Genomic DNA, 24,700 nt, shown 5'->3' with positions numbered 1-24,700 from the left:
GGCCTGCATGGCACTGTTCGACTACCAGGCTGCCAACGCGCAGGGCCGCATCGAGAAGGGCCAATTGGATGCCGACAGCCCGCGCGGTGCGCGCCAGCTGCTGCGTGGTCGCGGGCTGACACCGGTGCAGGTGAGTGCGGCGCGCAGTGCGGGCAGTGGCTGGGGCGCCCGCCGGCTGTCTGCCAGCGAGCTGGCCTGGGCCACGCGTCAGCTGGCAAGCCTGCTGGCTGCCAGCCTGCCGTTGGAAGGCGCATTGAGCGCGGTGATCGAGCAGGCCGAGCGCCCGCACGTGGCCCAGGCACTCACCGCGGTACGCGCCGACGTTCGTGCCGGCCAGCGACTGACCGTGGCGCTGGCAGCGCGGCCACGCGATTTTCCACCGATCTATCGGGCGCTGGTGGGTGCAGGTGAAGACTCCGGCGACCTCGCACGGGTGATGGAGCGCCTGGCCGACTACATCGAAGAGCGCAATGCGCTGCAGGCCAAGGTACTGACCGCCTTCATCTACCCGGCGGCGATCAGCCTGGTGTCGGTGGCGATCGTGATCTTCCTGCTCAGCTACGTGGTGCCGCAGGTGGTGACCGCGTTCGTGCAGGCACGCCAGACGCTGCCGATGCTCACGCAGGTGATGCTGGCCGCCAGCGCGTTCGTGCGCAGCTGGGGCATGTGGATGGGGCTCGGTATCGCTGCGCTGGTGGTGGCCTGGCGGTTGGCCCTGCGCAAGCCCGAGCTGCGCCTGCGATGGGACGCGATGCTCCTGCGGGTGCCGATGGTCGGGCGATTCGTGCTGGGTGTGAACAGTGCGCGCTTCGCCTCGACACTGGCGATCCTGCTGGATGCCGGTGTGCCGCTGCTGCGTGCACTGGAGGCGGCGCGGCAGACCCTGGGCAATGCGCTGCTGGCGCGCTGTGCCGACGATGTGTCCGCGCGCGTGCGCGAAGGTGCCGCGCTTGGCTCTGCGCTGAAGGTGCAGAAGGTGTATCCGCCGATCCTGGTGCATCTGGTGGCCAGTGGCGAGAAGACCGGTTCGCTGGCACCGCTGCTGGATCGCGCCGCACAGACGATCTCGCGCGAGCTCGAGCGTCGCGCGATGGCACTGACTGCGTTGCTGGAGCCGACCATGATCCTGGTGATGGGCGGCGTAGTGCTGACGATCGTGCTGGCGGTGCTGATGCCGATCATGGAAATGAATCAGCTGGTGCAGTAGATCCACGCCATGCGTGGATGGATCAACCGACGCGCACCCTGGGCGGCGCATCCACGCATGGCGTGGATCTACTGAGACCTGGATTTCTCCACACAATCCTCCATACCTTTTTTCGATCTTCCACAGGTTTCTTAAGCGGCCTGTCATCGGCACGGACCAGCATGGACACGTCGCCGCAGAGTGGGCTGGGAGGCCCTCGGCGGCAGCAGGCGTGTAGTGACCGTTCCTCCCTTGGCGTTTCCCTTCGCAGTAAACCCTTCAGGAGAAGATCATGAACAAGTACAAGACCCTGGCCGCGCTGGTTGCCACCGCGCTGCTGGCCACCGCCGGTGCCGCTTCGGCGCAGACTGTCACCGGCGGTGGCGCTTCGCTGCCGGCCGACCTGTACAAGGGCAAGCCGGACAGCATCCTGCCGGCCAGCTTCAGCTACGCCGTGACCGGCTCGGGCACCGGCAAGAAGGCCTTCCTTGAAAACAACTCGGCGCTGTTCCAGGCGACCGGCACCGTGCATTTCGCCGGTAGCGACTCGGTGCTGAGCGGCACCGAACTGACCACCTACAACACCACCTACAACGTTGCTGGCGATGCCAACCGTTACGGCGCGCTGATCCAGGTGCCGTCGGTCGCGACCTCCGTCACCGTTCCGTTCAACAAGGCCGGTGGCGCCCTGAACCTGAACGTGACCCAGATCTGCGGCGTGTTCTCGGGCAAGATCACCAAGTGGGAAGACATTGCCGGGTCGGGCCGTAGCGGTGACCTCGTTGTCGTCTACCGCGACGAAAGCAGCGGCACCAGCGAACTGCTGACCCGCTTCCTGACCACCGCCTGCACCAAGGCCGACGTCGAAGGCACCACCCTGAAGCAGGTTGCCTGGGCAACGGGCGAAACCGCCGCTCCGAAGTTCGCGGTGCAGTCGACCTTCAAGAACCTGTTCGTCAACAACACCGCGCCGGCCAACTTCATCCCGGCCAGCGCCACCGGCGGCAGCGCGCTGTACAGCACCGTGCAGGCTGCCGTGGGCCGCATCGGCTACGTCAGCCCGGACGCCATCCCGGCTGCCGACAACACCGAAGCTGCTCGCCAGGCTGCCCTGAGCGATGCGACCAAGGTCGCCAAGGTGAAGGGCTATTCGCCGAACGAAGTGGACGTGCAGGCTACCCTGGAATCCGCAGCTCCGCCGTCCGGTGCCGACGCCAGCGACCCGGCCAAGTGGGTGCCGGTGTTCGGCAATCCGGCCAATGGCTACCCGATCGCCGGTTACACCAACCTGGTGTTCGGCCAGTGCTACAAGGCCACCGCGGTTGCCAACAGCCTGCGTGGTTTCCTGATGAACCACTACAACGCCGGCACCAACGGCACCAACGATGCCGCCGTCCGTGCCCACGGCTTCATCCCGCTGACCAAGACCTGGCGTGAAGCCATCCGTGCCCGCTTCGTGCTGGCCGGCAACGCTGCAGCGCTGAACAACCCGAGCACCTGCGCCAACATCGGTCGCCCGCTGTAATCGCGACCGCTTGCTGATATCTGTTTGACCCGACGCCGGCCCTTTGGGCCGGCGTCTTCGTTTCCCTGGTCAGTCGCCTGTGGGGACCGCAGATTCCTGTCGGCTTCACGTCACGTAGACCGTCTATCAAGGGCAGGGCACGCGTTGCACGTGCCTTCCGATTGCTGCCGCCGCCGCGGCCCACCCGATTGCCGAGGTCCCGATGTCGCACCCGCTCACGTCCGCTGTTCGTCCGGCCGCGCTGCTGCGCCGCAATCACCCGATGGCTTGGGCCATTGCGGTGGCGTTGGGCTCTGTCGTTGCTCCGGCCAGCCAGGCGCAGCAGGCATTCAGCCCGGCATGGTTCGCCGATCGCGGTGCGGCCCAGGGGGCAGCGGCACAGAGCGGGCGCATGCCCAATGGCGTGCCGATCCAGTTCCAGCTGCCGGCACAGCAGCAGGACGCGGCGCGGCAGAAGCTGCAGCAATCGATCGACAACCTCGGCACCGCAGCGCAGGCGATCGCCCTGCAGCAGCGCCTGCAGGAGCAGGCCCGGCAGGTGCGCCGCGACGGTGGCTTGGTGATCGCCGACGGCCTGGGCAAGGACGGCCTGAAGGCGGACGAGAACCCACTCACGCGCGGCTGGATCAACGCGCGTGAAGCCATCCAGTCGCAAGGGGCCGATGGCCGGGTCCAGGTCAGCATCGAGCAGACCGCGGACAAGGCGATCCTCAACTGGGAGACTTTCAACGTGGGCGGCAATACCACGCTGAACTTCCTGCAGAACCCCGACTGGGCGGTGCTGAACCGGGTCAATGATCCCAACGCCCGGCCCAGCCAGATCCTCGGCCAGCTCAAGGCCAGTGGCACGGTGTTCGTGGCCAACCGCAACGGCGTGGTGTTCGGCAACAACAGCCAGGTCAACGTGCGCAATCTGGTCGCGGCGGCAACACGCATCAGTGATGCGCAGTTCCGCGACAACGGCCTGTACAGCGCCGATGCCAGCACGGCCTCACTGACCGATGCCTTCGGCAAGGTGATGGTCGAGCAGGGCGCGCGCATCAGTACCCACGAGCCCACCACCGCCACCCGTGGCGGCGGCTACGTGCTGCTGGCTGGCCACAGCGTGGAGAACGCTGGCCAGATCGAGACCCGCAAGGGCCAAGCCCAGCTGGCGGCCGGTGACAGTTTCGTGATCCGGCGCGGCGTGGGCACCGCGCAGAACACCGCCTCCACTACCCGAGGCAACGAAGTCGCGCCGCGTTTCATTGCCGACAGCAGTGCCGGCAGCGTGCGCAACAGCGGCCTGATCCAGGCGCGCGAAGGCGATATCACCCTGGCCGGGCGCGCGGTCGAGCAGGCGGGCGTGGCGGTGGCCACGACCACCTTGAACCAGCGCGGCACCGTGCATCTGCTGAACTCGGCCTCCGATACGAAGGGCAGCGTCACCCTGGCGACGGGCTCCACGACCGCGGTGCTGATCGAGGACGATGGCAAGAGCACGGTGCTGGACAGCCAGCGCGACGCCGTGATCAAGGAATCGGCTGAACAGGACGCGCTGCGCGGCAGGAGCAACAGCGGTACCTTCGACAACCTGTCGCGGCTGCAGGACCGTCGGGACCAGTCGCGTATCGAGGTTGTCTCCGGTGGCGACGTGGATTTCCAGGCCGGCTCGCTGGCGGTGGCGACCGGCGGCCAGGTGATCGCGGACGCGGCGCGGCGCAGCTATGTCGGCGATGGCGCCCGCGTCGATGTCTCCGGCGCGGTGGGCGTGCAGGTGGCGATGGAAAGCAACAACGTCAAGGTGAAAGTGCAGGGCAACGAACTGCGCGATTCGCCGGACAACCGTGACAGCGGCAAGCTGATCAGCAGCGAGGTCTGGATCGATCGTCGCCTGCTGACCCACGTGGCCGCGGGAACGGGAGGCCATGAAGGCGAGCGCTGGTATGCCGGTGGCGGGCTGCTGGAGGTGGGTGGCTACCTCGACAACCAGGGCCATTCAATCGGCGAATGGGCGGCCCAGGGTGGCACCGTGCAGCTGGCAGGCAAGGACGTGGTCAGCCACGCTGGTTCGCGCATCAACCTGGCCGGCGGCAGCCTGGACGTGCAGTCCGGCGCCATCCAGCAGAGCTGGTTGCGCGGGCGCGACGGGCAGCTGTATCGCCTTGATGATGCGCCGGCGGAGATGCTCTACGACGGTCTGTACAAGGGCTTCGAGGTCAAGCAGGAACGCTGGGGTGTCACCGAGTCATTCCGCAACCCGCTCATTGCTCCCGACCAGCGCGTGGACAATGGCTACACGGTCGGCCGTGATGCGGGCCGGCTGCTGGTGTCGGCACCCACGGCCGTGCTGGACGGCCAGGTCGATACCCAGACCTTCCAGGGCGCGCAGCAGGTGCGTCGCCCCGATCAGGCGCTGGACGGCTACGCGCAGGCGCAGACTGCCGTGGCGCGCAACGCGCAGCTGTGGGTGGGACGCTATGACAGCACCGGCCGCACTGGCCTGTTCGACTCGCAGATCCGTGTGGGTACGCCAGCGGCGACCGCGACCGACTGGACACTGCAGGCGCCGATCGACGAGGCACGCCGCAACACGGTGTGGCTGGATGGTTCGCGCCTGAGCGCACAGCAATGGGGCCGGCTCGACCTGGCGACGTCGGCAACCGTGGATCTGCAGGGCATGCTGCAGTTGCAGGACGGCGGCCAGCTTGCCTTGCTCGGCAGCCAGGTGAACTTCGCTGGCGACGTGCGCATCGCCGGTGGCCAGGTGCGCGCAGGCAACCTGCTGGATGTGCTGGCAACGACGACGGCACTGTTGGTCCAAGGCCGCAGCGCGGTGCGGATCGGCGAAGGCGTACGTATCGACGTGGGCGGGGGCTGGAGCAATGCCCTCACCCAGCCCGGCGAAGGTGCGCGTCAGGCGTGGATCGACGGCGGCAGCGTAGAGCTTCAGAACAGCCACGACGTGGTGCTGGGTGACGGCGCCGCCATCCTGGCCGACGCCGGCGGCTTGATCGACGCCAAGGGCAAGGGGCAGATCGGCAAGGGCGGCAGTGCAAGCCTGACGGCCAGCAGCGCGAAGGTCAGCGCTGATGGCAGTGGCCGGGTCGTACTTGGCGAGGGTAGCCACTTCAGTGGCCGTGGCGGCAGTGGTCGTGGCAGTTTCAGTCTCGCCAGCGGCGGACGCGTGCAGATCGGCGAGGGTGGGGCGGATGATGCGGCGCTGAAGCTGCAGGCCTCGTTGTTCAGCAGTGGCTTCGGAAGCTACGACATCAATGGCCATCAGGGCCTGACCGTCGCCGATGGCACTCAGCTGGTGGTGGCGGCACCCGGGTTGCGCATGACCGATGCGGCGCGCCGGGCCGGCAGTGCCGCAGAGGCACTGGAGGCCTGGGATGCGCCGCTGTACACAGCCGACCCGATCAGCGGGCGGGTCAGCCAGCGCGCAGGTGCCAGTGTGACCCTGCGTTCGGGCCGCAATGCCGAGGGCGGTGATGTGCAGATCGGCAAAGGCGCGCTGGTCGCGGTCGATCCGGGCCAGTCCGTCGCGTTGCTGGGCAACAGCAGCATCGACGTGCGGGGTACCGTTCGTGCGCTGGGTGGACGCATCACCTTGAACGAGGCATTCACCCCGATCGGGTTGTACGCCGGCCAGCCGAATGGCCGCACCTGGCGGATTGCCGAGGGCGCCGAGCTGGACGTGCGCGGCACCTCCGTTGCGTTGGCGGACGCCAGCGGGCGGCTGCAGGGCAAGGTGCAGGGCGGCGGCCGCATCGAGATAGGTGGCCCGTTGGACTGGGAGGCCGCCAATGCCGTCGTGCGTGCGCCCGATGCGTTCGTGGTCGTGGAGCAGGGGGCACGCCTACTGGCCACCGGTACGTCGGCCACGCTGGATGTGGATGGACAAGGTCGCACGCAGGTCGACAGCGACGGTGGCAGCATCGCGCTGCGCTCGGCCAACGGCCTGTACCTGGAGGGAGTTCTGGATGCCAGGGCCGGCGGCCAAGGCGCACGCGGCGGCACTCTGGGCGTCGCCTTCGTCGGCGGTGTCTACGGCGAGAACGTCGACAAGGACAAGAAGGACGTGCTGGCCAGCCGCGCGATCCTGCTCAGTCAGCAGACGGCAGATCCCAGCCGGCAGGGCGGGCGCCTCGAGTACGGGCATGCGCCGCTTTCCGTGCAGCAGATCCAGGCCGGTGGTTTCGAGCACCTGTCGCTGCTGGGTGACATCCGTGCCGATGGCGATGTCGACCTGCGCATGGGGCAGAGCCTGCGCCTGCACGGTATACAGGCCAACGCGCTGGGCCTGCTGCCTGATGCGGCGCAGGGCAGCCGCGTGTCACTGGCAGCACCGTATCTGCGCCTGGCGCAGGGCACCGGCCCACAGGTGAGTGCCGACAGATTGTCGTTGCCCGGGGTGGCGGCGATGGCCATCGGCCGAGGGCACGCGCTCTCCGTGCAGGCGGACCTGCTCGATATCCGTGACGTGAACTGGTTGGCCGGTTTCGATCAGGCCAGCCTGCACAGCAGCGGCGATATCCGCTTTCTGGCGCCCGGTGCCGTGCGCGCGCAGGAATCGTCGGTGCTGGTGCCGGGCTCGATGGATGTGCACGCGGCACGCCTGTATCCCACGCTGCGTGCCAACGGACGGCTGATGGCCGGCGCGTCGGCCACCGACCTTGGTACGCGCCTCTCTGGCTGGGTCAACCCGGATGCGGTGCTACGCATCAGCAACAGCGGCGGCGCCGCACTGCCACCGCCGGACTCGGCCTTCGGCAGCCTTGCCCTGCTGGGCGCAACAGTGCAACAGGGAGGCACCGTGCAGGCGCCCTGGGGCCAGATCCTGATCGGCGGCAGCCAGTCGGGCCGGAGCAGTGCCGGCCGGGTGGAGTTGCTGCCGGGCAGTGTGACCTCGATCAGCGGTGCGGGCCTGAGCCTGCCGTTTGGCGGCACGGTCGACGGTGTCACCTGGCGCTTCAGTGGCGCCGATTTCGACCTGTCGGGGCCCGGCGGCATCAGCAATCCGATTGGCGTCACGATCACCGCCAACGTGGTCGATGCTGCACCGGGCAGTGTGCTGGATGTTTCCGGCGGCGGTGAACTGAATGGTGGCGCCTTCGTTGCTGGCCGTGGTGGTTCGGTGGATGTGCTGCGTGCGGCGCTCGCCGATGCCAATCCACGTTATGGCTTCAGCCAATCGGGCAGCGCCGTGTACGCGATCATGCCGGGCCGGGCACAGGTACCGGCACCAGCGGGCATGGCCGATGGCACGGCCGACCCCCGCGTCGGTCAACAGATCACGGTGCCGGCCGGCGTACCGGGCCTTCCGGCCGGGACCTACACCCTGCTTCCGGCCAGCTATGCGCTGCAGTCAGGCGCGTTCCGGGTGGAAGTGGGCGCGACCGGCGCGACCGGCATGAACCAGCCGCTGTCGACGGGAACCGGTTCCTGGCGGCTGTCCGGCCATCAGGGCCAGGGCCTGGGGGGGAGTACCTCGCCACTGCTGACCGACATGGTGGTGACCCCGGCCGAGGTGGTACGGCGCCACTCGGGCTACAACGAAACCAGCTACAACGCCTTCGTACAGGGAACGGCGGAACGGCGCGGCGAGCCGATGCGTTGGCGTCCGCTGGACGCCGGCAATGTCAATCTTGTGCTGGGTGACGGTGCGGGACGCACCGGCACGGCGGCCGTCGCGTTCGCCGGGCTTGCACGGTTCAATCCCGGCAGCGCGCAGGGCCGCGACGGCATCCTGTCGGTCAACCTGACCACTGCGATAGGCAGGGACCTGGAAGTCATCGGAAAGGACGGCGCGGCAGCCACCGGCCCTGGCGCGACCATCACCGATGCAGCACTGAATGCGTTCCGTCCTGCCACGTTGCTGATCGGTGGCAGTTTCAGCCGCGCCGCTCTGGCGAGCAGCTCGATTACCGGCAATGCAAGGAGTGTGGTGCTGCGCTCGGGTGTGACGCTGGCCGCGCAGGAGGTGCTGGTTTCTGCTGCGTTCGGGGGCAGCGGCATCCTGCTGGAACAGGGCGCGTCGATCGACACCCTGTCCGCAGCGACGGTGTCGCGGGCGGGCGAAACGGTCGAGCCTTACTTCGCCCGAGGTGGTCTGCTGGCGGTCTCCAATCGGCGCCTGAACGTTGTTACCACGTCAGAATCTTCATCGGCAGGACCGGTTGCGATCGACCTGGGAGGTTGCCAGCAGGACTGCACCGGTCAGGCTCGTCTGGTGTCCGATGGCAGCATCACCATCGCCACCGATGGCGCGCTGAACATCCGCGACAGCGTGAGCTATGGCACGCGGCAACTCGGCCTGGGCATGTCTGCGCTGAATCTGGGCACAGCAGAGGCCATCGCTGCGGCAGCTGCGACGGGTGGCCTGCCGCAGGGCATGACCATGAACCAGCAGGTGCTGCAGCAGCTGCTACGCGGCAATACGGCGATCGGCGCGCCGGCGATGGATACGCTCAGCCTGTCCGCCCGCGATTCCATCAATGTGTTCGGCAGCGTCGATCTGGATACGCGCGATGCGGTCACCGGGCGCAGCAGCCTGCGCAGCCTGGTGCTGGGTGCACCGGCCATTCATGGCTATGGCAGCGCGGATGATCGTGCGCGCATCTTCGCCGACACGCTGGTGTGGGACGGTACCCTGGCGGTCGACCAGGTGCCGGGCAGCAGCCAGGCACAGGGGCCGGGCGAGGCCATGGTGGGCCGCCTCGGCAGCGGCCAGCTGGACATGGTCACCCGCACGCTGACCCTGGGGCGCGCGCCGTTCACCCGCCCGAGTTCCGAAGTGGCTGCCGACCGCCAGGTACTTGGCTTTGCCGGGGTGAACCTGAGCGCCTCCGAGCGCATGGTGTTTTCCGCCAAGGGCAGCCTGGATGTCTACCAGTCGCAGGGTGGCTACGTCACCGGGCAGGGCTGGCAGTACAGCGGCGGCGCGCTGGATATCAACACCCCGCTGTTGACCGGCGATGCGGCCGCGCGCCTGGCCGTGCACAGTGGCGGAACGCTGCGCGTGCAGGGTGCGGGTGCAACCCCGGGCAGCGATGCGCTGGGCGCGGAGCTGAGTCTGAAGGCCGACCGGATCGTACTGGACAGCCGTATTGCGCTGGCGTCCGGACGGCTGGACGCCGTGGCGCAGAACGGGTTGATGCTGGGCGCCAATGCGCTGCTGGACCTGGCTGGGCGCAGGGTCAGCCTGTTCGACGTGGACAAGTACAGCTGGGGTGGCGACGTACTGCTGTCTTCGGCCGCCGGTGACATCCACACCGACGCGGCCTCGCGCATCGACCTGTCTGCACTGGACAACCGTGGTGGTCGCCTGACAGTGACGGCGCTGGGCGAGCTGGGCGGCCGCGTCGACCTGGCCGGCAGCGTGCTGGGCAGCGCCAGTGGCCGATACGATGCGGGTGGCACGATGGTGCCGTTCGACGCTGGCGAGGCGGTCATCCGCGCGCGCCAGCTGCAGGATTTCACCGGCCTCAACATGCGCCTGACTGCAGGTGGCGTCACCGGTGGCCGTACCTTCCAGCTTGCCGAAGGCGATCTGCGGGTGGGCGATGAAGTGAAGGCGCGCAATGTCGACATCAGTGTCGATCGCGGCAGCCTGCGGGTGGATGGCCGTATAGACGCCAGTGGCGAACAGGTGGGCAGCATCCGTCTGTCCGCACGGGATGGGCTGCGGGTGGACGGAACGCTGGACGCACATGGCAGCGGCCTGCGCGTGGACAGCTACGGCAAGATCATCGACAGCCCGAACCGGGCGATGATCGAACTGACCTCCACGCAGGGTGAACTGGTGCTGGGCAACGCGGCAGGCATGGATCTGCGTGCGGGCAGCGGCGTAGCGCTGGGCAAGGCGGCCGGCCAGAACGATGGGCGTGCGCGCGGCACGATCAAGCTCAACGTGCCGCGGGTCGGAGGCGACGATGCGGCCATCAATGTGGCGGCCGGCGTGCGCATTGCCGGTGCGGGGGATATCCAGGTCAACGGCTTCCGCACTTACGACAACGCGCCGCAGACCAGCGCACCGGATGTCCATGGCTACCGTCCGCAGATGATCAACCAGCGCTGGCTGGATACCGTGGTCGATCCGGACAGCAGCGCGTGGTTCAACGCCGCTTTCGCCAACACGGACCTGCAGCAGCGCATCGCCGCGCTGGGCGAGCATCACCTGCGCCCGGGCGTGCAGGTCGTCGCCCGCAAGGGCGCCGACAATCCACGCGGCGACCTGGTCGTGGCCGGTGACATCGACCTGTCTGGCTATCGCTATGGGCCGCAGTCCAACCGGAATGATCCGGCACGACGTGGCTTCGGCGAGTCTGCGGCGCTGGTGCTGCGTGCCGAGGGCGACATCAACGTCTACGGCAGCATCAATGACGGTTTCGCGCCGCCGCCTGCGAATCCGGACGAAAGTGGCTGGGTCCTGGTGCAGGGCCGCAGCCTCAACTCGGCGAACACGGCATTCGGCGGCGACCTGGTGGTGCCGGGCGAAGGTGTGCAGCTGCAGCCGGGCACCGAGTTCCAGCAGGGTGCCCGTCTCAACTATGACCTGCCGTTCCGCGCCATCAGCCTGCCGGCAGGCACGGTGCTGCCGGCGGCGATGGTGCTGTCCGGCGAACTGCTGCTGCCTGCAGGGACCGTGCTGGGTGCGGCAGTCATCCACGGCGGCCAGGTGATTGCGGCGGGTACGGTGCTGGCGCAACCGATCACCCTGGGGACCGGAGACCAGCTGGGTGCGGGCTTCCGCCTGCGCAGCGAGGCGCCGATGGCGGCGCAGCTGTGGCCGGCCAACGTTCCGCTGCCGGCAAGACTGACGCTCGCCACTGCCCTGAACCTGCGCGCCGGGTCGCTCATTCCCACGATGACCAAGGTGGTGCTGGCCGGGGGGGAGCCGGTCAAACTGCGGCCGGCGGACGCCGCGGGCAACCAGGGGCGCAACTGGGCATTGGCATCGATGCTGCCGGAGGGCACCACCTCATGGGACCTGACCGCAGTGGCAGGTGCCGACGCTGACGCGGCCGATCCACGCACGCGGCGCTGGGGTGGTGAGGGCAGCATCGTGCTGGCCGACAGCCACTACGCCACGATCGGTACGGCTACCACGACGACCGAATGGAAGGGCGACCGCGTAGTCTCGGTGGACGGGTCGATGGATTGGGCTGGCGATGACAGCCTGGTGGGCAAGCCGGCCAAGGAGGTGGCCGAATTCTTCGGCATGAGCGAGGACGATTTCTGCGCCGCTGGTCCCTACTGTGGTCCCGCGCCGCGTCTGGTCGACAAGCAGGGGTCGATGGACTTCTGGGGTGACGAGACCTATGTGGGGACGTCGGCCAAGGATTTCGCCGAGATGATGGGCATGACCGAGGAGGCGTTCTGCGCCACCGTCGGCTACTGTTATGGCGGCGGCACGCTGACCGAAGTGACCACCTATGGCAAGCGCCTGGGCACACCGGCCTGGAGTGTTCTGCGTACCGGCAAGGGCGATCTGGAACTGTTGGCCGCGCGGGACGTGCACATGCGCTCTGCGTTCGGTGTCTACACCGCCGGTGCGCCCACCGCGCTCGGCGACGGCAAGGACGCGGCGTTCAACCCGGGCCGCTCGGCGGCGCCCGGCAGTGCCTCGTTGCTGGGCCCGAATCTGGTCCCCGGCGCCTATGATGCCGCGCTGGCGAACTACCAGGCCTGGTATCCCGATCATGGTGGCAACCTTCGCATCGAAGCGGGCAGCGACATCATCGGCGACGTGTGGAGTGCGCGCGCGGAATCGGGAACGCCGGACCGCGACCCGGCCGACCATGCCAGTGCCGCAGTCGGCAACTGGTTGTGGCGGCAGGGTACGTCCGCTGCGGCCGGCGTACAGCCGACGGCAACCAGCTGGTGGATCAATTTCGGCACCTACAGCGCGGTGCAGGGGGGGCCGAACAAGTCGCCACGCATGGTTGGCTTCACCGGCTTCGGCACGCTGGGCGGTGGCAACCTGGCGATCGAGGCGGGGCGCGATGCCGGTGTGCGTGATCCGATGGGCAATGCCCTGGGCTTCTTCGCGGCGCCACATTCCAGTGCAGTGGTGGCGGCGGTCGGCTCTACGGGGCGGGTCAGTGACGGCAAGTTGCACCTCACTGGTGGTGGCGACCTGAGCGTGCGCACAGGAGGGGCATTGAATCCGGGCCTGCGTGCCAGCAGCTTGCAGCCGAGCGACTACCAGCAGGACCTGGATCTGAACGGTGCGCTGGTCAACCTGCGTGGCAGTGCCCGGGTGGATGCGGCGCGCATCGGCGGACTCACTGCCACCCTGAACAGCTATTCCTCGCTGGAACCGTACAAGGTCAGCTCCGCGGTTGCGATGGGTGGGCCGGTGGTCCTGCTGGGCGATGCCACCGCGCAGTTGCAGGCGCGTGGTGATCTGGTGCTGGGCGGGGCGGCCGATCCGGGTCGTGTACCGGTGGCCAATTACACCGATATGCTGCTGGACAATGGGCGACATGCGTCCGGTACCAGCTGGTTCTCGCTGTGGACGGCCAATACTGCTCTGGACCTGTTCTCGGCAGGGGGAGGCCTGGCGCCTTCGCTGGCCGGGACGATGCACTTCACCGGAAGCAACCTGAGGGCGGAACAGGTCAGGGTGACCGGTGCCATGGACCGGCTGAACTACTGGCTGTATCCGTCCCGCTTCAGCGCCGTCGCGGCCAGTGGTGACATTTCGCTGCCGCGGCTGGAAGGCGTTCAGGAGACCGACAGGACCACCCAGGACGTGCTGCTGCTGGCCCCCTCGGCCAGTGGCCGCCTCGACATTCTGGCTGGCGGGTCGATCTTCTCCACCAAGCATGGCCTGCAGGTCACCCGATCGGGTGCCGACGTGCGCCTGCCGGACCCCTTCGATCCGGCGTTCATCGCAATGGATGCGTCGGGTGCGACGGTGCGGAGCAACGTGTCGGTCGATGCGACCGGTGCTTCGGTGCAGGCATCACTGCCCCTGTTCGCCTTCGGGCCCAACACGCCGCTGGCGGGTAGCCTGGTGTGGCAGCCGACGGCAATCAGCCGCTTCTATGCGGCTGCAGGGGACATCAGCTCCCTGACGGTGGGCAGCCAGCGCACGTTGGACCTTTCTTCGGCGGGTGCTGGGCGCTCGGTGGTCAACTGGTACGAAGCCGGCGCGCCGGTGCAGCTGCGCGCCGGTCGCGATGTGCTCGAATCGGACGTCACATCGCTCAATACCACCGGCACCGACATCAGCATGATCAGCGCTGGCCGCGATATCGTCCGCAGCAGCATGACCGTGGCCGGCCCGGGCAACGCCGAGGTCAGTGCGGGCCGCCAGTTGCGGCAGGAAGAGGCCGGCAGCATCGTCAGCCTGGGCGGCATCGTGCAGGGTGACACCCGCCCGGGCGCGAGCATCGCGTTGACCGCCGGCAACCAGCACATCGACTTCGATTCAGTGCGGACGCGCTACCTGGATCCGGCCAACCAGGCCGACCCGGAGCAGTCGCTGGCCTCGCAGCCGGGCAAGGCGGTGAAGATCTACGACAGGGAACTCAAGCAGTGGCTCCAGCAGCGCTTCGGCAGGACTGCCGACGGTGCAGAGGCGTTGGCCCTGTTCGACGCGCTGCCGAAGGAACAGCAACGCATCTTCCTGCGCCAGGTCTACTACGCCGAGCTGCGCGAAGGTGGCCGCGAGTACACCGATGCGCAGGGCCCGCGATTCGGTTCGTACCTGCGCGGGCGTGAAGCCATCGCCACGCTGATGCCGGACAAGGACGCCAGTGGGGCGACCATTGACCGTACCGGCGATATCCTGATGTACGGCGGTTCCGGCGTACGCACCGAGGCCGGCGGCAACATCGAACTGATGGCACCGGGTGGACGGATCGTTGTAGGCGTTCAGGGCGTGGTGCCACCGGCCAGCGCCGGCCTGGTCACCCAGGGGCAGGGCGACGTCCGCTTGTTCAGCCAGGACAGCGTGCTGCTGGGCTTGTCGCGGGTGATGACCACCTTTGGTGGTGACATCCTGGCGTGGTCGGAGCAGGGCGACATCAATGCTGGCCGCGGTTCGCGCACCAGCCTGCTGTACACGCCGCCGCGCCGCCTGTACGACACCTGGGGCAATGTGATCCTTTCGCCGCAGGCACCGGCCAGCGGTGCGGGTATCGCGACATTGAACCCGATCGCCGAGGTGCCGCCGGGCGACGTCGATCTGGTTGCTCCGCTGGGTACCATCGATGCCGGCGAGGCTGGCATCCGGGTGTCGGGCAACATCAATCTGGCCGCACTGCAGGTACTCAATGCCGCCAACATCCAGGTGCAGGGCGAAAGCAAGGGCCTGCCGGTCCTGGCCACCGTCAATGTCAACGCGCTGGCTTCGGCCAGTGCGGCGGCCAGCAGCGCCAGCCAGGCGGCACAGGATGTGATGCGCAAGAGCCAGGACGATGCACGGCGCAACCAGCCATCGGTGATCAGCGTGCAGATCCTCGGTTTCGGCAGTGGCACCAGCAGCATCGCGCCACCGGCGCGTGGCGACACCGCCAACAGCGGCTACGACGCCAACAGTGCCTTCCAGTTCCCGCAGGCACGTCGGGACGAGGGCACGCAGCGACGCTAGGCATCGCACGATCCCGGTAGGTGCCGACGTTGGTCGGCGCACATCGCTGCCGATCACGGTCGGCGGTAGATCCAGGCCATGCGTGGATGCGATCGGGCCGGAAGAACGAACAGCATCGGGCCAGCCGCCACGGAACGGTGGCGGCCCCAGCCAGGATGGCACGGAGGGCAGGGAGCGGCCATCAGCGGTGAGGATCACCGACACGGCGCCGCCGGGTGCAGGAGAGCGCCCGGCGGCAGGAGGGGGCGCCGGGTCATGCCAACGCGCCCCGGCAGGTGCCGACCCTGGTCGGCAGTAGATCCACGCCATGCGTGGATGTGGTGCCACGAACGATGCCTAAAGCTCCAGCACCTGCCGGTAACTCAAGGGCCCGCGCCCATCGCGCAACCCCAGCCGCAGCTCAAGTCCGGTGGCCGGCAGCACGTCGTCGTCGCTGGGCAACACCGCCCACCCGGCACCCGGCTGCCACGCCCGCACGTCGAACCGCTGCACATCGCGCGCAACCGCAATTCCCTTCGACAGATCCGGCGCCGGCAGCGGATACCGGTCCGTGGCCGCACCACTGGCCCGCCACAGCGTATTGCCTTGCCGCCACCAGCGAACCCGTTGCCAGCGCAGGCCATCACTGCCCACGTTGCGGGTGATCTCCAGCGCGAAGCTTCCATCCGTATGCCGTTCGCTCACCAGTGAAGGGGGGAGCAGGCGCTGAGGCTGGTCCGCGGGGCGTACTGCGCCATTCATCAGCGCATCGTCTGCGCGCATTTCGATATCGCGCTGGAACTGCTGCAGCACGCGCAGCGCCGTCGTGGTCTCGGCATCTGCCCGGCGCAGGCGCTGGTCGCTGCTGGCCACGCTGTCGAGCGCCCGCCAGCAGATCAGTGCCAGTACGCCCATGATGGTGATCGCAATCATCACCTCGATGAGGGTGAAGCCGTGCGCGGCACGCTTCACGGCACCGCCGTCCAAGGCAGCTGCATCCGCGCCAGTGACTGCCGCGGCGCGTCCTCGGCAACCACGCTCAGTTCCAGCTGTGGCTGCCCGTCGTTGCCTGTGCCCAGATGCTGAAGCACCAGGAAGCTGCTGCGCCCCTGCACGCAGCGCTGTCGTGCATCCTGCGGTGCCTGTCCGCCCAGGCGCAGTTCCTGCCAGCGGTCCTGCGCGCACATCAGTGCCAGGCGGCGATCCCGCAGGCGCGACTGATCGTCGGTCGCCACCGCCACCGAGCGCATCACCGCCGCCAGTGCAATCGACACGATCGCCAGCGCGATGAGCACTTCGATCAGGGTGAAACCGCGTGCCGCCTGCTTCATTGCACGACCTGCAACTGTCCGCTGCCATCATCACGAAGACGCAGTTTGCGGCCATCCAGCGACAATCCAAGCTCCCAGGCGATACCGATCCACTCCGGGCTCAGCTCGATGGGGTTGGCGGGCTGCACCGCGATGCCCGTTGCCTGCCACTTCTGCGGACGTAGCAGATCATCGCGTTCAACGGCCACCCAGCGGTTGCCCTCGCGGCGGCTGAAACGATAGCCGTTGGCGTCGGCCTGCCAACGCAGGGTGCGACCATCGATGCGCGCCTCATCGCGCGCCACCTGCAGGCGCTGCGCCAACCGCTCGGCTTCCTGTCGCAGCTGCCGGCTCGGGTCGAGCAGGCTGCCCAGGCCCAGCCCGATCCCGGCCGTGCAGATGCCGATGATCACCAGCACCACCATCAGTTCCAGCAGGGTGAAACCACGCGGCACGCGCTGCATCGACGTTGCCTCCTGTCCGGGTCGATACCTGCCAGCGTAGGCCAGCATGATGAAACAAAAGCGTCAGCCACAGCTGCTAGCGTAGGCGGACACGAACGTGGCGGTGGTGCGGAACATGGATGGCAGGCGCTGGGATCGCAATCGAATGTTGACCCTGCTGGCGGCGACGCTGCTGCTGGCCGTGGTGACCTACTGGGGTGTCACCCTGTCTGCGGTGGCGCCAGCGGCCGCGGCCAGCGAGGCGAAAGCCGAGGCGCCGGTACGGCCGATGTTCGATGCAGTGGCCAGCCTGCCGCTGGTACGGCTGCTGTCCCCCGGGGCGGTGCAGACCGAGGTGGTGGTGCTCGGTGTGATGGCCGGTGAACACGCGCCGCTGGCGTTGCTGTCGGTAGACGGCCGGCCCGCGGAAGCGTATGCGCCAGGCCAACGCCTCGGACCCTGCACGGTGCTGGCCAGCATCAGTGCCAGTGCGGTGGAACTGAACCAGGCCGGGCAATCGCGCAGCCTGCCGGTGCCCGAGCTGCCGCCGGTGCCGACCGATGGCATCGTGCCGGCTGCCCCGTAGAGCCGCGCCGACGCTCGGCTGCATATGGAAGAACAGTCGAGCATGACTCGACGCTATGGAATCCTGCCGAGCGCGGGCTCGGCTCTACGGTTGCGCAGGCTCATCGCGCCGGTCGCTGCGGTATCACCGAACGACCAAAGGCATCGCCCATGCGCTGTCGCGTGCCTTCCAGGTTGTACTGCATCAGCTGGTTGCCCGGTTGCCGCATCAGCCGTTCGGCCTCTGGCAATGCCGGTGACTTCGCCGCTTTCGATGCCGGCGCCAACTTGCGCTGCAGGCAGTCCCAGGCCGGAATGCGCTCGCCATTGACCTGTACTTCGATGCAGGGCGCGGCGTCCTCCTGTTTCTTCGCCTCGTCGGCACGAACCGGGAACAACGCCAGTAGTGGCGCAAGCGCGAGGGCGGCGCGCAGGCCCGCCCGCAAGGATTCACGCATCTTGAATCTCCCGCAGCAATCGACGTTCTGCAATGAAGACGTGTGGCGAAGGCAGGGTCCGCCTGCTGGCGTTGCGGCGCTGTCAAAAGATGACAGTGCTGTCACAAAACTGTTGGCGGCTTTGACGCGACGTACACGTCCTGTTGGTAGACCCACGCGCCGCTCCCTGGCCATTCCCTTCGATACGACGCGATGCCTTCGATGACTCCTGTTCCGTGCCGAGCCGTCTGCCTTCCGCTGCGCCTGCATCCGCTGGTGCTGGCCCTGGTGGCGCTGCCGCTGCCGCTGTTCGCGCAGGAGGCGGCGCCTGCGCCCAGCGTGAACATCAATGAATACATCGTGCGCGGCAACACCGTGCTCGATCCGCGCCAGATCGAACGCGCGGTGGAGCCCTTCCTGGGCCCGGGCAAGACCCTGGCCGATGTCGAGAAGGCACGCGATGCTGTCAATGCGCTGTACCAGCAGGCCGGCTACCAGTCGGTCTACGTCGAGCTGCCCGAGCAGCAGGTCAGTGGTGGCGTGGTGCTGCTGAAGGTGCAGCAGACGCCGATCGGACAGCTGCGGGTCGTGGGCACGAAGCACGAATCGCCCGAACGCATCCGCGAACGCGTACCGGCACTTGCCGAGGGCAAGGTGCCGGACTTCGACCAGGCGCAGAAGGAACTGACCGCGCTGAATGAGGGCGGACGACGCCAGGTCATGCCGCTGGTGCGGGAGGGTCAGGTGCCGGGCACCATGGATGTGGACCTGCAGGTCGAAGAGAAGTCGCCGTGGCGTGCCAGCGCGTCACTCAACAACGACCACAGCGCCGACACCGAGAAGCTGCGCCTGAGTGCATCGCTGGCCTACGACAACCTGTGGAAGCGCGGGCACAGCGCCAACATCGGCGTGTACCTGGCGCCCGAAGATACAAAGCAGGCCAAGGTGATCTCGGCCTCGTACACGATGCCGTTCGAAGGCACGCCGTGGAGCCTGGAAGCCTCCGGCTACAAGTCCGACAGCCGTGTGCTGAACGCGGGCGGGCAGGGCGGCGCCGGCAGCGGCACCAACGTGATCGGCAACGGCCATTCGATCGGCGTCAAGCTGAATTATCGCGTGGCCGGCAGCAGCCAATGGTGGCGCCAGTTCAGCCTCGGTGTGGATTTCAAGGACACCGAGGAGGACACCTGGATGGGCAAGGACAACCTGAAGACGCCGCTGAAGTACGCGCCGATCACGCTTGCCTTCGTCGGTGTGCGCCAGGGTGAGCAGGATCAGTTGAGCATCAACACCCAGCTGGTGGCCGGTACCCGCCGCCTGTTCGGTTACGGCAGCAACGCGACCGCCTTCGGCCAGAAGCGCTTCTGGGCCGATCCGAGCTTCGTGGCGTTCAAGGCCGACGTGGCCAACACCCACACCTTTGGCAATGACTGGCAGTGGTATGCGCGTGGCTCGCTGCAGCTGACCGATGCGCCGCTGGTGTCGGCCGAGCAGTTCGCCGCCGGTGGCATGTATACCGTGCGCGGCTATCTGTCGGCCGAAGCGATCGGCGACTACGGCGGCCTGGCCAGCCTGGAATGGCGCACCCCGGCATGGTCGCTGTGGAGCGGCACCGACCTGCGTGTCTACAGCTTTGCCGACGCAGCCTACCTGCGCCTGCGTCAGCCGCTGCCCGAGCAGCGTGACAAGTACAACCTGGCCTCGGTCGGCCTGGGCGCGCAGCTGCGCCTGGGCGAACACCTGCAACTGCGCCTGGACTACGCCTGGCCCTATGCCGATGGCCCGGTCACGCGCAAGGACGACCCGCGCCTGCACTTCAACATCAGCACCAGTTACTGACCCTTCCCTTGAACATGCGTTCTCCGGAGACCCTTCGCATGGACCGTTTGCTTTCCCGAATGTTGTTGCTGCTGGCCGCGCTGGTTGCGCTGCCGGCCGCTGCGGCCGATGCCAATTGGTGGCAGGCCGAATGGAAGTACCGCAAGCCGATCACCGTCGATGCCGGCCCGCAGGGCGCGGGCCTGGCCGGTGACCCCGGCCGCACGCCGCTGCTGCTGCGCCTGCATACCGGCAACTTCGGTTTCGACGGTACCCAGGACGCGGGCAACGACCTGCGCTTTGTCTCGGGTGATGGTCGCACCGTGCTGGCCCACCAGATCGAACAGTTTGATCCCAAGCTTGGCCTCGCGCTGGTCTGGGTGGACGTGCCGGCGGTCAGTGCTGCCGCGCCGCAGACGATCTGGATGTACTACGGCAACGAAAAGGCCCCGGCCAGCGGCAATGGCCAGCAGGTGTTCGATCCGGACTACACGCTGGTCTACCACTTCGCCGAGGCCAATGCGCCGGCACGCGACACCACCGCCTATGGCAACAACGCCGGTGCCGTGGCGCCGCCGTCTGAAGGTTCGGTGATCGGCCGCGGCGTTCAGTTGGGTGCAGGCCCGCTGCCGCTGCCGGCCAGTGCATCGCTTGCACAGGAAGCGGGCGCGCCGTTCACCGTTTCGGCCTGGATCAAGCCGGGCAGCAACAACGCTGCGCAGGCGATCTATGCGCGTCGTGACGGTGCGTCCGAACTGGTGCTGGGCATCGAGAACCGGGTGCCGTTCGTGCAGCTCAATGGCCAGCGCAGCACGCCGGCGCAGCCGATTCCGGAAGGGCAGTGGGCGCACGTTGCACTGACTGCAGAGAAGGGCGCGTTGCGGCTGTACCTCAATGGGCGCGTAGTTGCCCAGCTGAGCGGCGAGCTGCCGGCGCTGACCACCGCCCCGGTGGTGGGCGCCGATGCGCCGGGCGCGGTGCAGCCGCTCGCCAATTTCGAGGGCGCGCTGGACGAGCTGCGTATCTCGCGCGTGGCACGACCGGCGGCACTGTTGCTGGCCGATGCCACCGCCCAGGGCGCCGACTCGCGCCTGATCAGCTACGGCGCTGACGAGCAATCCGCCGGGCAGAGCCACTTCGCCTTCATCCTCAAGGCGATGCCGTTCGACGCCTGGGTGGTGGTCGCCATCCTCGGCCTGATGATGCTGCTGTCGTGGGCGATCATGATTGCCAAGGGGAGGCACTTCGGCCGTACCAGCAAGGCCAATGCAGTGTTCACCGAGAGTTTCGGCAAGCTGTCTGGTGTGCCGCTGCGCACCCTGTCCGACATGGACCGCCAGGGCAAGGCACCGACCGCGATGCATGACGGCTCGTTGTGGCGCATCTACCAGGTGGCGATCGATGAAATGCAGCAGCGCCACCAGCGCGACGGCAATAGTGGTTATCTCAGCGGCGCCACCATTGCGGCGATCCGCGCTTCGATGGATGCGGTGATGGTGCGCGAGCAGGAAGCGATGGCACGGCGCATGAACTGGCTGTCGACCACCATCGAAGGCGCGCCGTACGTGGGCCTGTTCGGTACCGTGATCGGCATCATGCTGGTGTTCGTGGTGGCGGCGATGGCTGGCGCGGTGGACATCAACTCGGTGGCGCCGGGCATGGCCGCGGCGCTGCTGTGTACCGCAGCCGGCCTCGGCGTCGCGATCCCGGCGTTGTTCGGCTACAACTACCTGGGCGCGCGTGCCGAAGCGATCGGCGCGGACATGGCGGTGTTCATCGACGAGTTCGCCGCGCGCCTGGCCGAAGAGCAGGACGGGCGCGGCCCGGCCGCGGTCCAGGGCTGAGGGGCGCGCCATGGGCCAGAAGGCGAAGTTCGGCATCAAGAAGCGCGAGAAGGGCATCAACGTGACGCCCTTCGTCGACGTGCTGCTGGTGGTGCTGGTGATCTTCATCCTGACCAGCAACGCCTCCATCCCCGGCATCGAGGTCAACCTGCCGAAGGCAAGCAACAGCGTCGCGCTGGAGAAGCCGAAGACCAAGGCGATCACCATCGACCCCAGTGGCCAGGTGTTCCTGGATGCCTACCCGGTGACGATGGCCGAACTGGAAGACCGCCTGCGCACCGAGCGCGCGACCACGCCGGATTTCCCGGTGATCGTGCGTGGTGATGCGCAGGTGCAGTACGCCCGCGTGGTCGAGGTGCTGGACCTGCTGCGGCGGCTGGAGCTGGCCCAGGTCGGCCTGGTCACCGGCAAGGCGCAGGGCTGAGGCATGACGGCCCATCAACCCCCTCGGCCGGAGCCCGGCATGCGCGGTCGCCCGTTGCTGGTGACCGTCGCGCTGGTGCTGGCCGCGTTGCTGGTGCTCGGCATCGCCGTGTGGTGGATGCTGTTCAAGGACACCGCCAGCACCCGCCGGCCGGTGGTGCAGCCGCCGATGCTGGCGCTGCCACCGCCCCCTCCGCCGCCACCGCCGCCACCGGAAAAACCGCCGGAACCGGAAACGCCACCGGAAGAGACCATTCCCGAGCCGGAGCCGCTGGATCAACCGACGCCGGCGGAAGAGCCGACGCCGACGCCGGACAATGCCGATCCGGTGACGATGAACGCCGATGCGCAGGCCGGTGGTGACAACTTCGGTATCCAGTCCGGCAGTGGTGGCGGTTCGTCCGGCGTTGGCCGTGGTGGCGCCGGCAATGCCACCTATGGGCGCTACCTCGGCTACCTGATGCAGCAGGCGATCTCGCGCGACGACAAGGTCAAGCGCCTGGCGTTCCAGCTGCAGGTGAATGTGTGGCTGTCCAACGATGGCCGCCTGGAAAAGGTCGAGCTGGTGCGCGGCAGTGGCAACGAGGAGGCCGACGCGGCCGTGCTCGATGCATTGCGTCGCATCGGCAAGGTCGACCAGGCACCGCCGCCGTCGCTCGATTTTCCCGCTCGCGTGCTGATCCAGGGCCGCCGGCCCGGGGCCTGATTCCCGACCTCCGTGATTTCCCTTCTTTCGATGAGAACCGTGATGAACGACCACGTCCGCGCACGAACCGACTCCCGCCGCCCGCGGCCGGCCCGACGGGCGCTGCTGTGCTGCGCCGTGTTGCTCAGCCTGGCCGCCCCGGCCGGTGCGATGGCCGCCGAAACCACCATGGTCAAGCTGATCAAGGGCCTGATCGCCAGCGGTGCACTGAAACCCGAAGACGGCCAGGCATTGCTGGTGCAGGCCGAGGCCGAAGCAGCGGCCGCCCAGCGCAGTACAGCCGCCGCGCCCTCGACCGCCAGTGGTGGCGTGGCCCTGGAAGCCGGAGACGTGCGTGTGCCCTACGTGCCGCAGAGCGTGCGCGACGGCATCCGTGACGAAGTGCGCCAGGACGTGATGGCTCAGGCCAAGGCCGAGGGCTGGGCGGCACCGAACGAAGTGGCCGAATGGACCAAACGCATCAAGGTCACCGGTGACATGCGCGTGCGCAGCGAGTCGCGCTTCTTCTCCGAACGCAACAGCGACATCGTGAGCAACTGGGCGTCGATCAATTCCGGCAACGGCTTCGACACCAACACCAACACCAACCTGCAGTTGCCGCCGCTGCTGAACACCCGCCAGGACCGCCGCAACCTGTGGCGCATCCGTGCCCGCCTGGGCATCGAGGCCACCATTGGCCAGCACACCACGGCCGGCGTGCGCCTGGCCAGCGGCAGCAGCAATGGCCCGGTGTCGACCACCGAACAGTTGGGTGGCGGCCTGAGCAAGAAGGACGTGTGGCTGGACCAGGCCTGGCTGGCCTACAGCCCGGCCGACTGGGTGACGGTGCGTGGTGGCCGCTTCGGCAATCCGTTCTGGACCAGCGACACGCTGTTCTCCAACGACCTCAACTTCGATGGCCTGGCCGCCAACCTGAAGTACGACTTCAACGGGGGGGACCTCGACCTGTTCGGCAACCTCGCGGTTGTGCCGCTGGAGTACACCTCCGACAGTTCGCCGAGCCAGAGCAAGGTCAAGACCCCGAACGAGAACAAGTGGCTGTCCGGCGCCCAGGTGGGCGTGAACTGGCGCTTCAACGATGACAATGCGTTGCGTGCCGCGCTGGCCTACTACGATTTCAAGAACATCAGCGGCCGGCTGTCCTCAACGTGCTCGCTGTATTCGGGTGCAGTGGGGTGCGACACCGACTGGTCGCGTCCGGCGTTCATGCAGAAGGGCAACACGCTGATGCTGATCCGCAACATCGCGCGCAATCCGGAGGACCCGGCCGGTACGCCGACGCCGCAGTATGTTGGCCTGGCTTCGGCATTCCGCCTGGCCACGCTCAACCTGCGCTGGGATACACAGTTGGCGCAGGGCATCGGTCTGCGCCTGGACGGCGATTACATCCGCAACCTGGCCTACGACAAGCAGGCCATGTTCAGTCGCGCCCAGAACGGCATCGTCAACAACTACGGCGCCGGCGATACCGTCGGCATCGATACCTTCCGCAGCGGCGACACCGCATGGATGGTGCAGGCCACCTTCGGTGCCACCGATCTGAAGGAGAAGGGCCAGTGGCAGGCGCTGCTGGGCTACAAGCACATTGAGGCCGATGCGCTGCCGGATGCCTACAACGATCCGAACTTCCATCTCGGTGGCACCAACGCCCGCGGCTACTACGTGGGCGGTGCCTACGCGCTGGACGCGCGCAGCTGGATCAGCGGCAAGTGGATGGCGGCCAGGGAAGTGTCCGGCGCGCCGCTGTCGATCGATGTCTTCCAGCTGGAGTTCAACACCGGGTTCTGAGTGGCGGGCGTGATGCGGATCACGTAGTGCGTGGCGGGGGCGCAGCGATGCGCCCGTCTAAGGAAAGGAGACCACGCGTTGTTCAAAAGGA

The 24,700-nt window shown here is 67.6% G+C and carries 13 protein-coding genes; 9 read left to right on the top strand and 4 right to left on the bottom strand.

All coding sequences use genetic code 11. The features are described from left to right. Positions 1-7: 7 nt before the first annotated feature. The 3 genes from gspF to AC5P57_RS16685 all read left to right on the top strand — a co-directional run bounded on the left by gspF (position 8) and on the right by AC5P57_RS16685 (position 15,297). Positions 8-1,207 (top strand): type II secretion system inner membrane protein GspF, encoded by a 1,200-nt coding sequence (gene gspF / locus AC5P57_RS16695; protein ID WP_099553488.1) that lies wholly within the window; start codon positions 8-10, stop codon positions 1,205-1,207. A gap of 271 nt (positions 1,208-1,478) precedes the next feature. Further along, positions 1,479-2,711: a substrate-binding domain-containing protein gene (locus AC5P57_RS16690; protein ID WP_099553491.1), complete on the top strand. Its 1,233-nt coding sequence runs from the start codon at positions 1,479-1,481 to the stop codon at positions 2,709-2,711. A 202-nt stretch (positions 2,712-2,913) separates the two neighbouring features. Next, on the top strand, positions 2,914-15,297 hold the full coding sequence (locus tag AC5P57_RS16685) for a filamentous hemagglutinin family protein (protein WP_262235028.1): 12,384 nt from the start codon (positions 2,914-2,916) through the stop codon (positions 15,295-15,297). Between the two features lie 336 nt (positions 15,298-15,633). On the opposite strand, the gene AC5P57_RS16680 is transcribed toward AC5P57_RS16685, so the two are convergent. Genes AC5P57_RS16680 through gspH form a run of 3 tightly spaced genes read right to left on the bottom strand, consistent with a single transcriptional unit; the run spans position 15,634 to position 17,050 of the window. Further along, entirely contained in the window at positions 15,634-16,248 is a 615-nt protein-coding gene (locus AC5P57_RS16680; protein ID WP_262235029.1) for a prepilin-type N-terminal cleavage/methylation domain-containing protein, read from the bottom strand. Further along, entirely contained in the window at positions 16,245-16,607 is a 363-nt protein-coding gene (gspI, locus tag AC5P57_RS16675; RefSeq protein WP_262235030.1) for a type II secretion system minor pseudopilin GspI, read from the bottom strand. The genes AC5P57_RS16680 and gspI overlap by 4 nt, the downstream gene beginning before the upstream one ends. Next, complete coding sequence (gene gspH, locus AC5P57_RS16670) at positions 16,604-17,050, bottom strand: type II secretion system minor pseudopilin GspH (protein WP_134529343.1); 447 nt, start codon at positions 17,048-17,050, stop codon at positions 16,604-16,606. The genes gspI and gspH overlap by 4 nt, the downstream gene beginning before the upstream one ends. Positions 17,051-17,165: 115 nt before the next feature. Here gspH and AC5P57_RS16665 point away from each other — a divergent pair, with 115 nt between their 5' ends. Continuing rightward, positions 17,166-17,615 (top strand): general secretion pathway protein, encoded by a 450-nt coding sequence (locus AC5P57_RS16665; protein WP_142806112.1) that lies wholly within the window; start codon positions 17,166-17,168, stop codon positions 17,613-17,615. Between the two features lie 100 nt (positions 17,616-17,715). On the opposite strand, the gene AC5P57_RS16660 is transcribed toward AC5P57_RS16665, so the two are convergent. Beyond that, positions 17,716-18,051, bottom strand: coding sequence for a hypothetical protein (locus tag AC5P57_RS16660; protein WP_262235031.1), 336 nt, complete (start codon positions 18,049-18,051; stop codon positions 17,716-17,718). Positions 18,052-18,252: 201 nt separating this feature from the next. Here AC5P57_RS16660 and AC5P57_RS16655 point away from each other — a divergent pair, with 201 nt between their 5' ends. From AC5P57_RS16655 to AC5P57_RS16635, 5 genes are read left to right on the top strand one after another with little or no spacing between them, the layout of a single operon-like run. Then, a complete protein-coding gene (locus AC5P57_RS16655; RefSeq protein ID WP_262235032.1) occupies positions 18,253-19,869 on the top strand; it encodes a ShlB/FhaC/HecB family hemolysin secretion/activation protein in 1,617 nt (538 codons plus the stop codon). A 38-nt stretch (positions 19,870-19,907) separates the two neighbouring features. Next, complete coding sequence (locus tag AC5P57_RS16650; RefSeq protein ID WP_262235033.1) at positions 19,908-21,692, top strand: DUF2341 domain-containing protein; 1,785 nt, start codon at positions 19,908-19,910, stop codon at positions 21,690-21,692. 10 nt (positions 21,693-21,702) lie between these two features. Then, positions 21,703-22,116: an ExbD/TolR family protein gene (locus AC5P57_RS16645; protein ID WP_005409874.1), complete on the top strand. Its 414-nt coding sequence runs from the start codon at positions 21,703-21,705 to the stop codon at positions 22,114-22,116. 39 nt (positions 22,117-22,155) lie between these two features. Then, positions 22,156-22,821, top strand: a complete 666-nt coding sequence (tolA, locus tag AC5P57_RS16640) for a cell envelope integrity protein TolA (RefSeq protein WP_129550516.1) — start codon at positions 22,156-22,158, stop codon at positions 22,819-22,821. A gap of 42 nt (positions 22,822-22,863) precedes the next feature. After that, on the top strand, positions 22,864-24,609 hold the full coding sequence (locus AC5P57_RS16635) for a putative porin (protein WP_495219671.1): 1,746 nt from the start codon (positions 22,864-22,866) through the stop codon (positions 24,607-24,609). The last annotated feature ends 91 nt before the right edge of the window (positions 24,610-24,700 follow it).

The sequence above is a fragment of the Stenotrophomonas sp. YJH_SMC_79 genome, assembly GCF_059367995.1.
This window is presented reverse-complemented; position numbering and strand designations above follow the sequence as displayed.

Coding starts and splice junctions, on each gene's coding strand:
- AC5P57_RS16645 (WP_005409874.1), top strand. CDS start 21,703: ATGGGCCAGAAGGCGAAGTTCGGCATCAAGAAGCGCGAGAAGGGCATC.
- tolA (WP_129550516.1), top strand. CDS start 22,156: ATGCGCGGTCGCCCGTTGCTGGTGACCGTCGCGCTGGTGCTGGCCGCG.
- AC5P57_RS16690 (WP_099553491.1), top strand. CDS start 1,479: ATGAACAAGTACAAGACCCTGGCCGCGCTGGTTGCCACCGCGCTGCTG.
- gspF (WP_099553488.1), top strand. CDS start 8: ATGGCACTGTTCGACTACCAGGCTGCCAACGCGCAGGGCCGCATCGAG.
- AC5P57_RS16660 (WP_262235031.1), bottom strand. CDS start 18,051: ATGCGTGAATCCTTGCGGGCGGGCCTGCGCGCCGCCCTCGCGCTTGCG.
- gspH (WP_134529343.1), bottom strand. CDS start 17,050: ATGCAGCGCGTGCCGCGTGGTTTCACCCTGCTGGAACTGATGGTGGTG.
- AC5P57_RS16665 (WP_142806112.1), top strand. CDS start 17,166: ATGGATGGCAGGCGCTGGGATCGCAATCGAATGTTGACCCTGCTGGCG.
- AC5P57_RS16655 (WP_262235032.1), top strand. CDS start 18,253: ATGACTCCTGTTCCGTGCCGAGCCGTCTGCCTTCCGCTGCGCCTGCAT.
- AC5P57_RS16635 (WP_495219671.1), top strand. CDS start 22,864: ATGAACGACCACGTCCGCGCACGAACCGACTCCCGCCGCCCGCGGCCG.
- AC5P57_RS16650 (WP_262235033.1), top strand. CDS start 19,908: ATGGACCGTTTGCTTTCCCGAATGTTGTTGCTGCTGGCCGCGCTGGTT.
- gspI (WP_262235030.1), bottom strand. CDS start 16,607: ATGAAGCAGGCGGCACGCGGTTTCACCCTGATCGAAGTGCTCATCGCG.
- AC5P57_RS16685 (WP_262235028.1), top strand. CDS start 2,914: ATGTCGCACCCGCTCACGTCCGCTGTTCGTCCGGCCGCGCTGCTGCGC.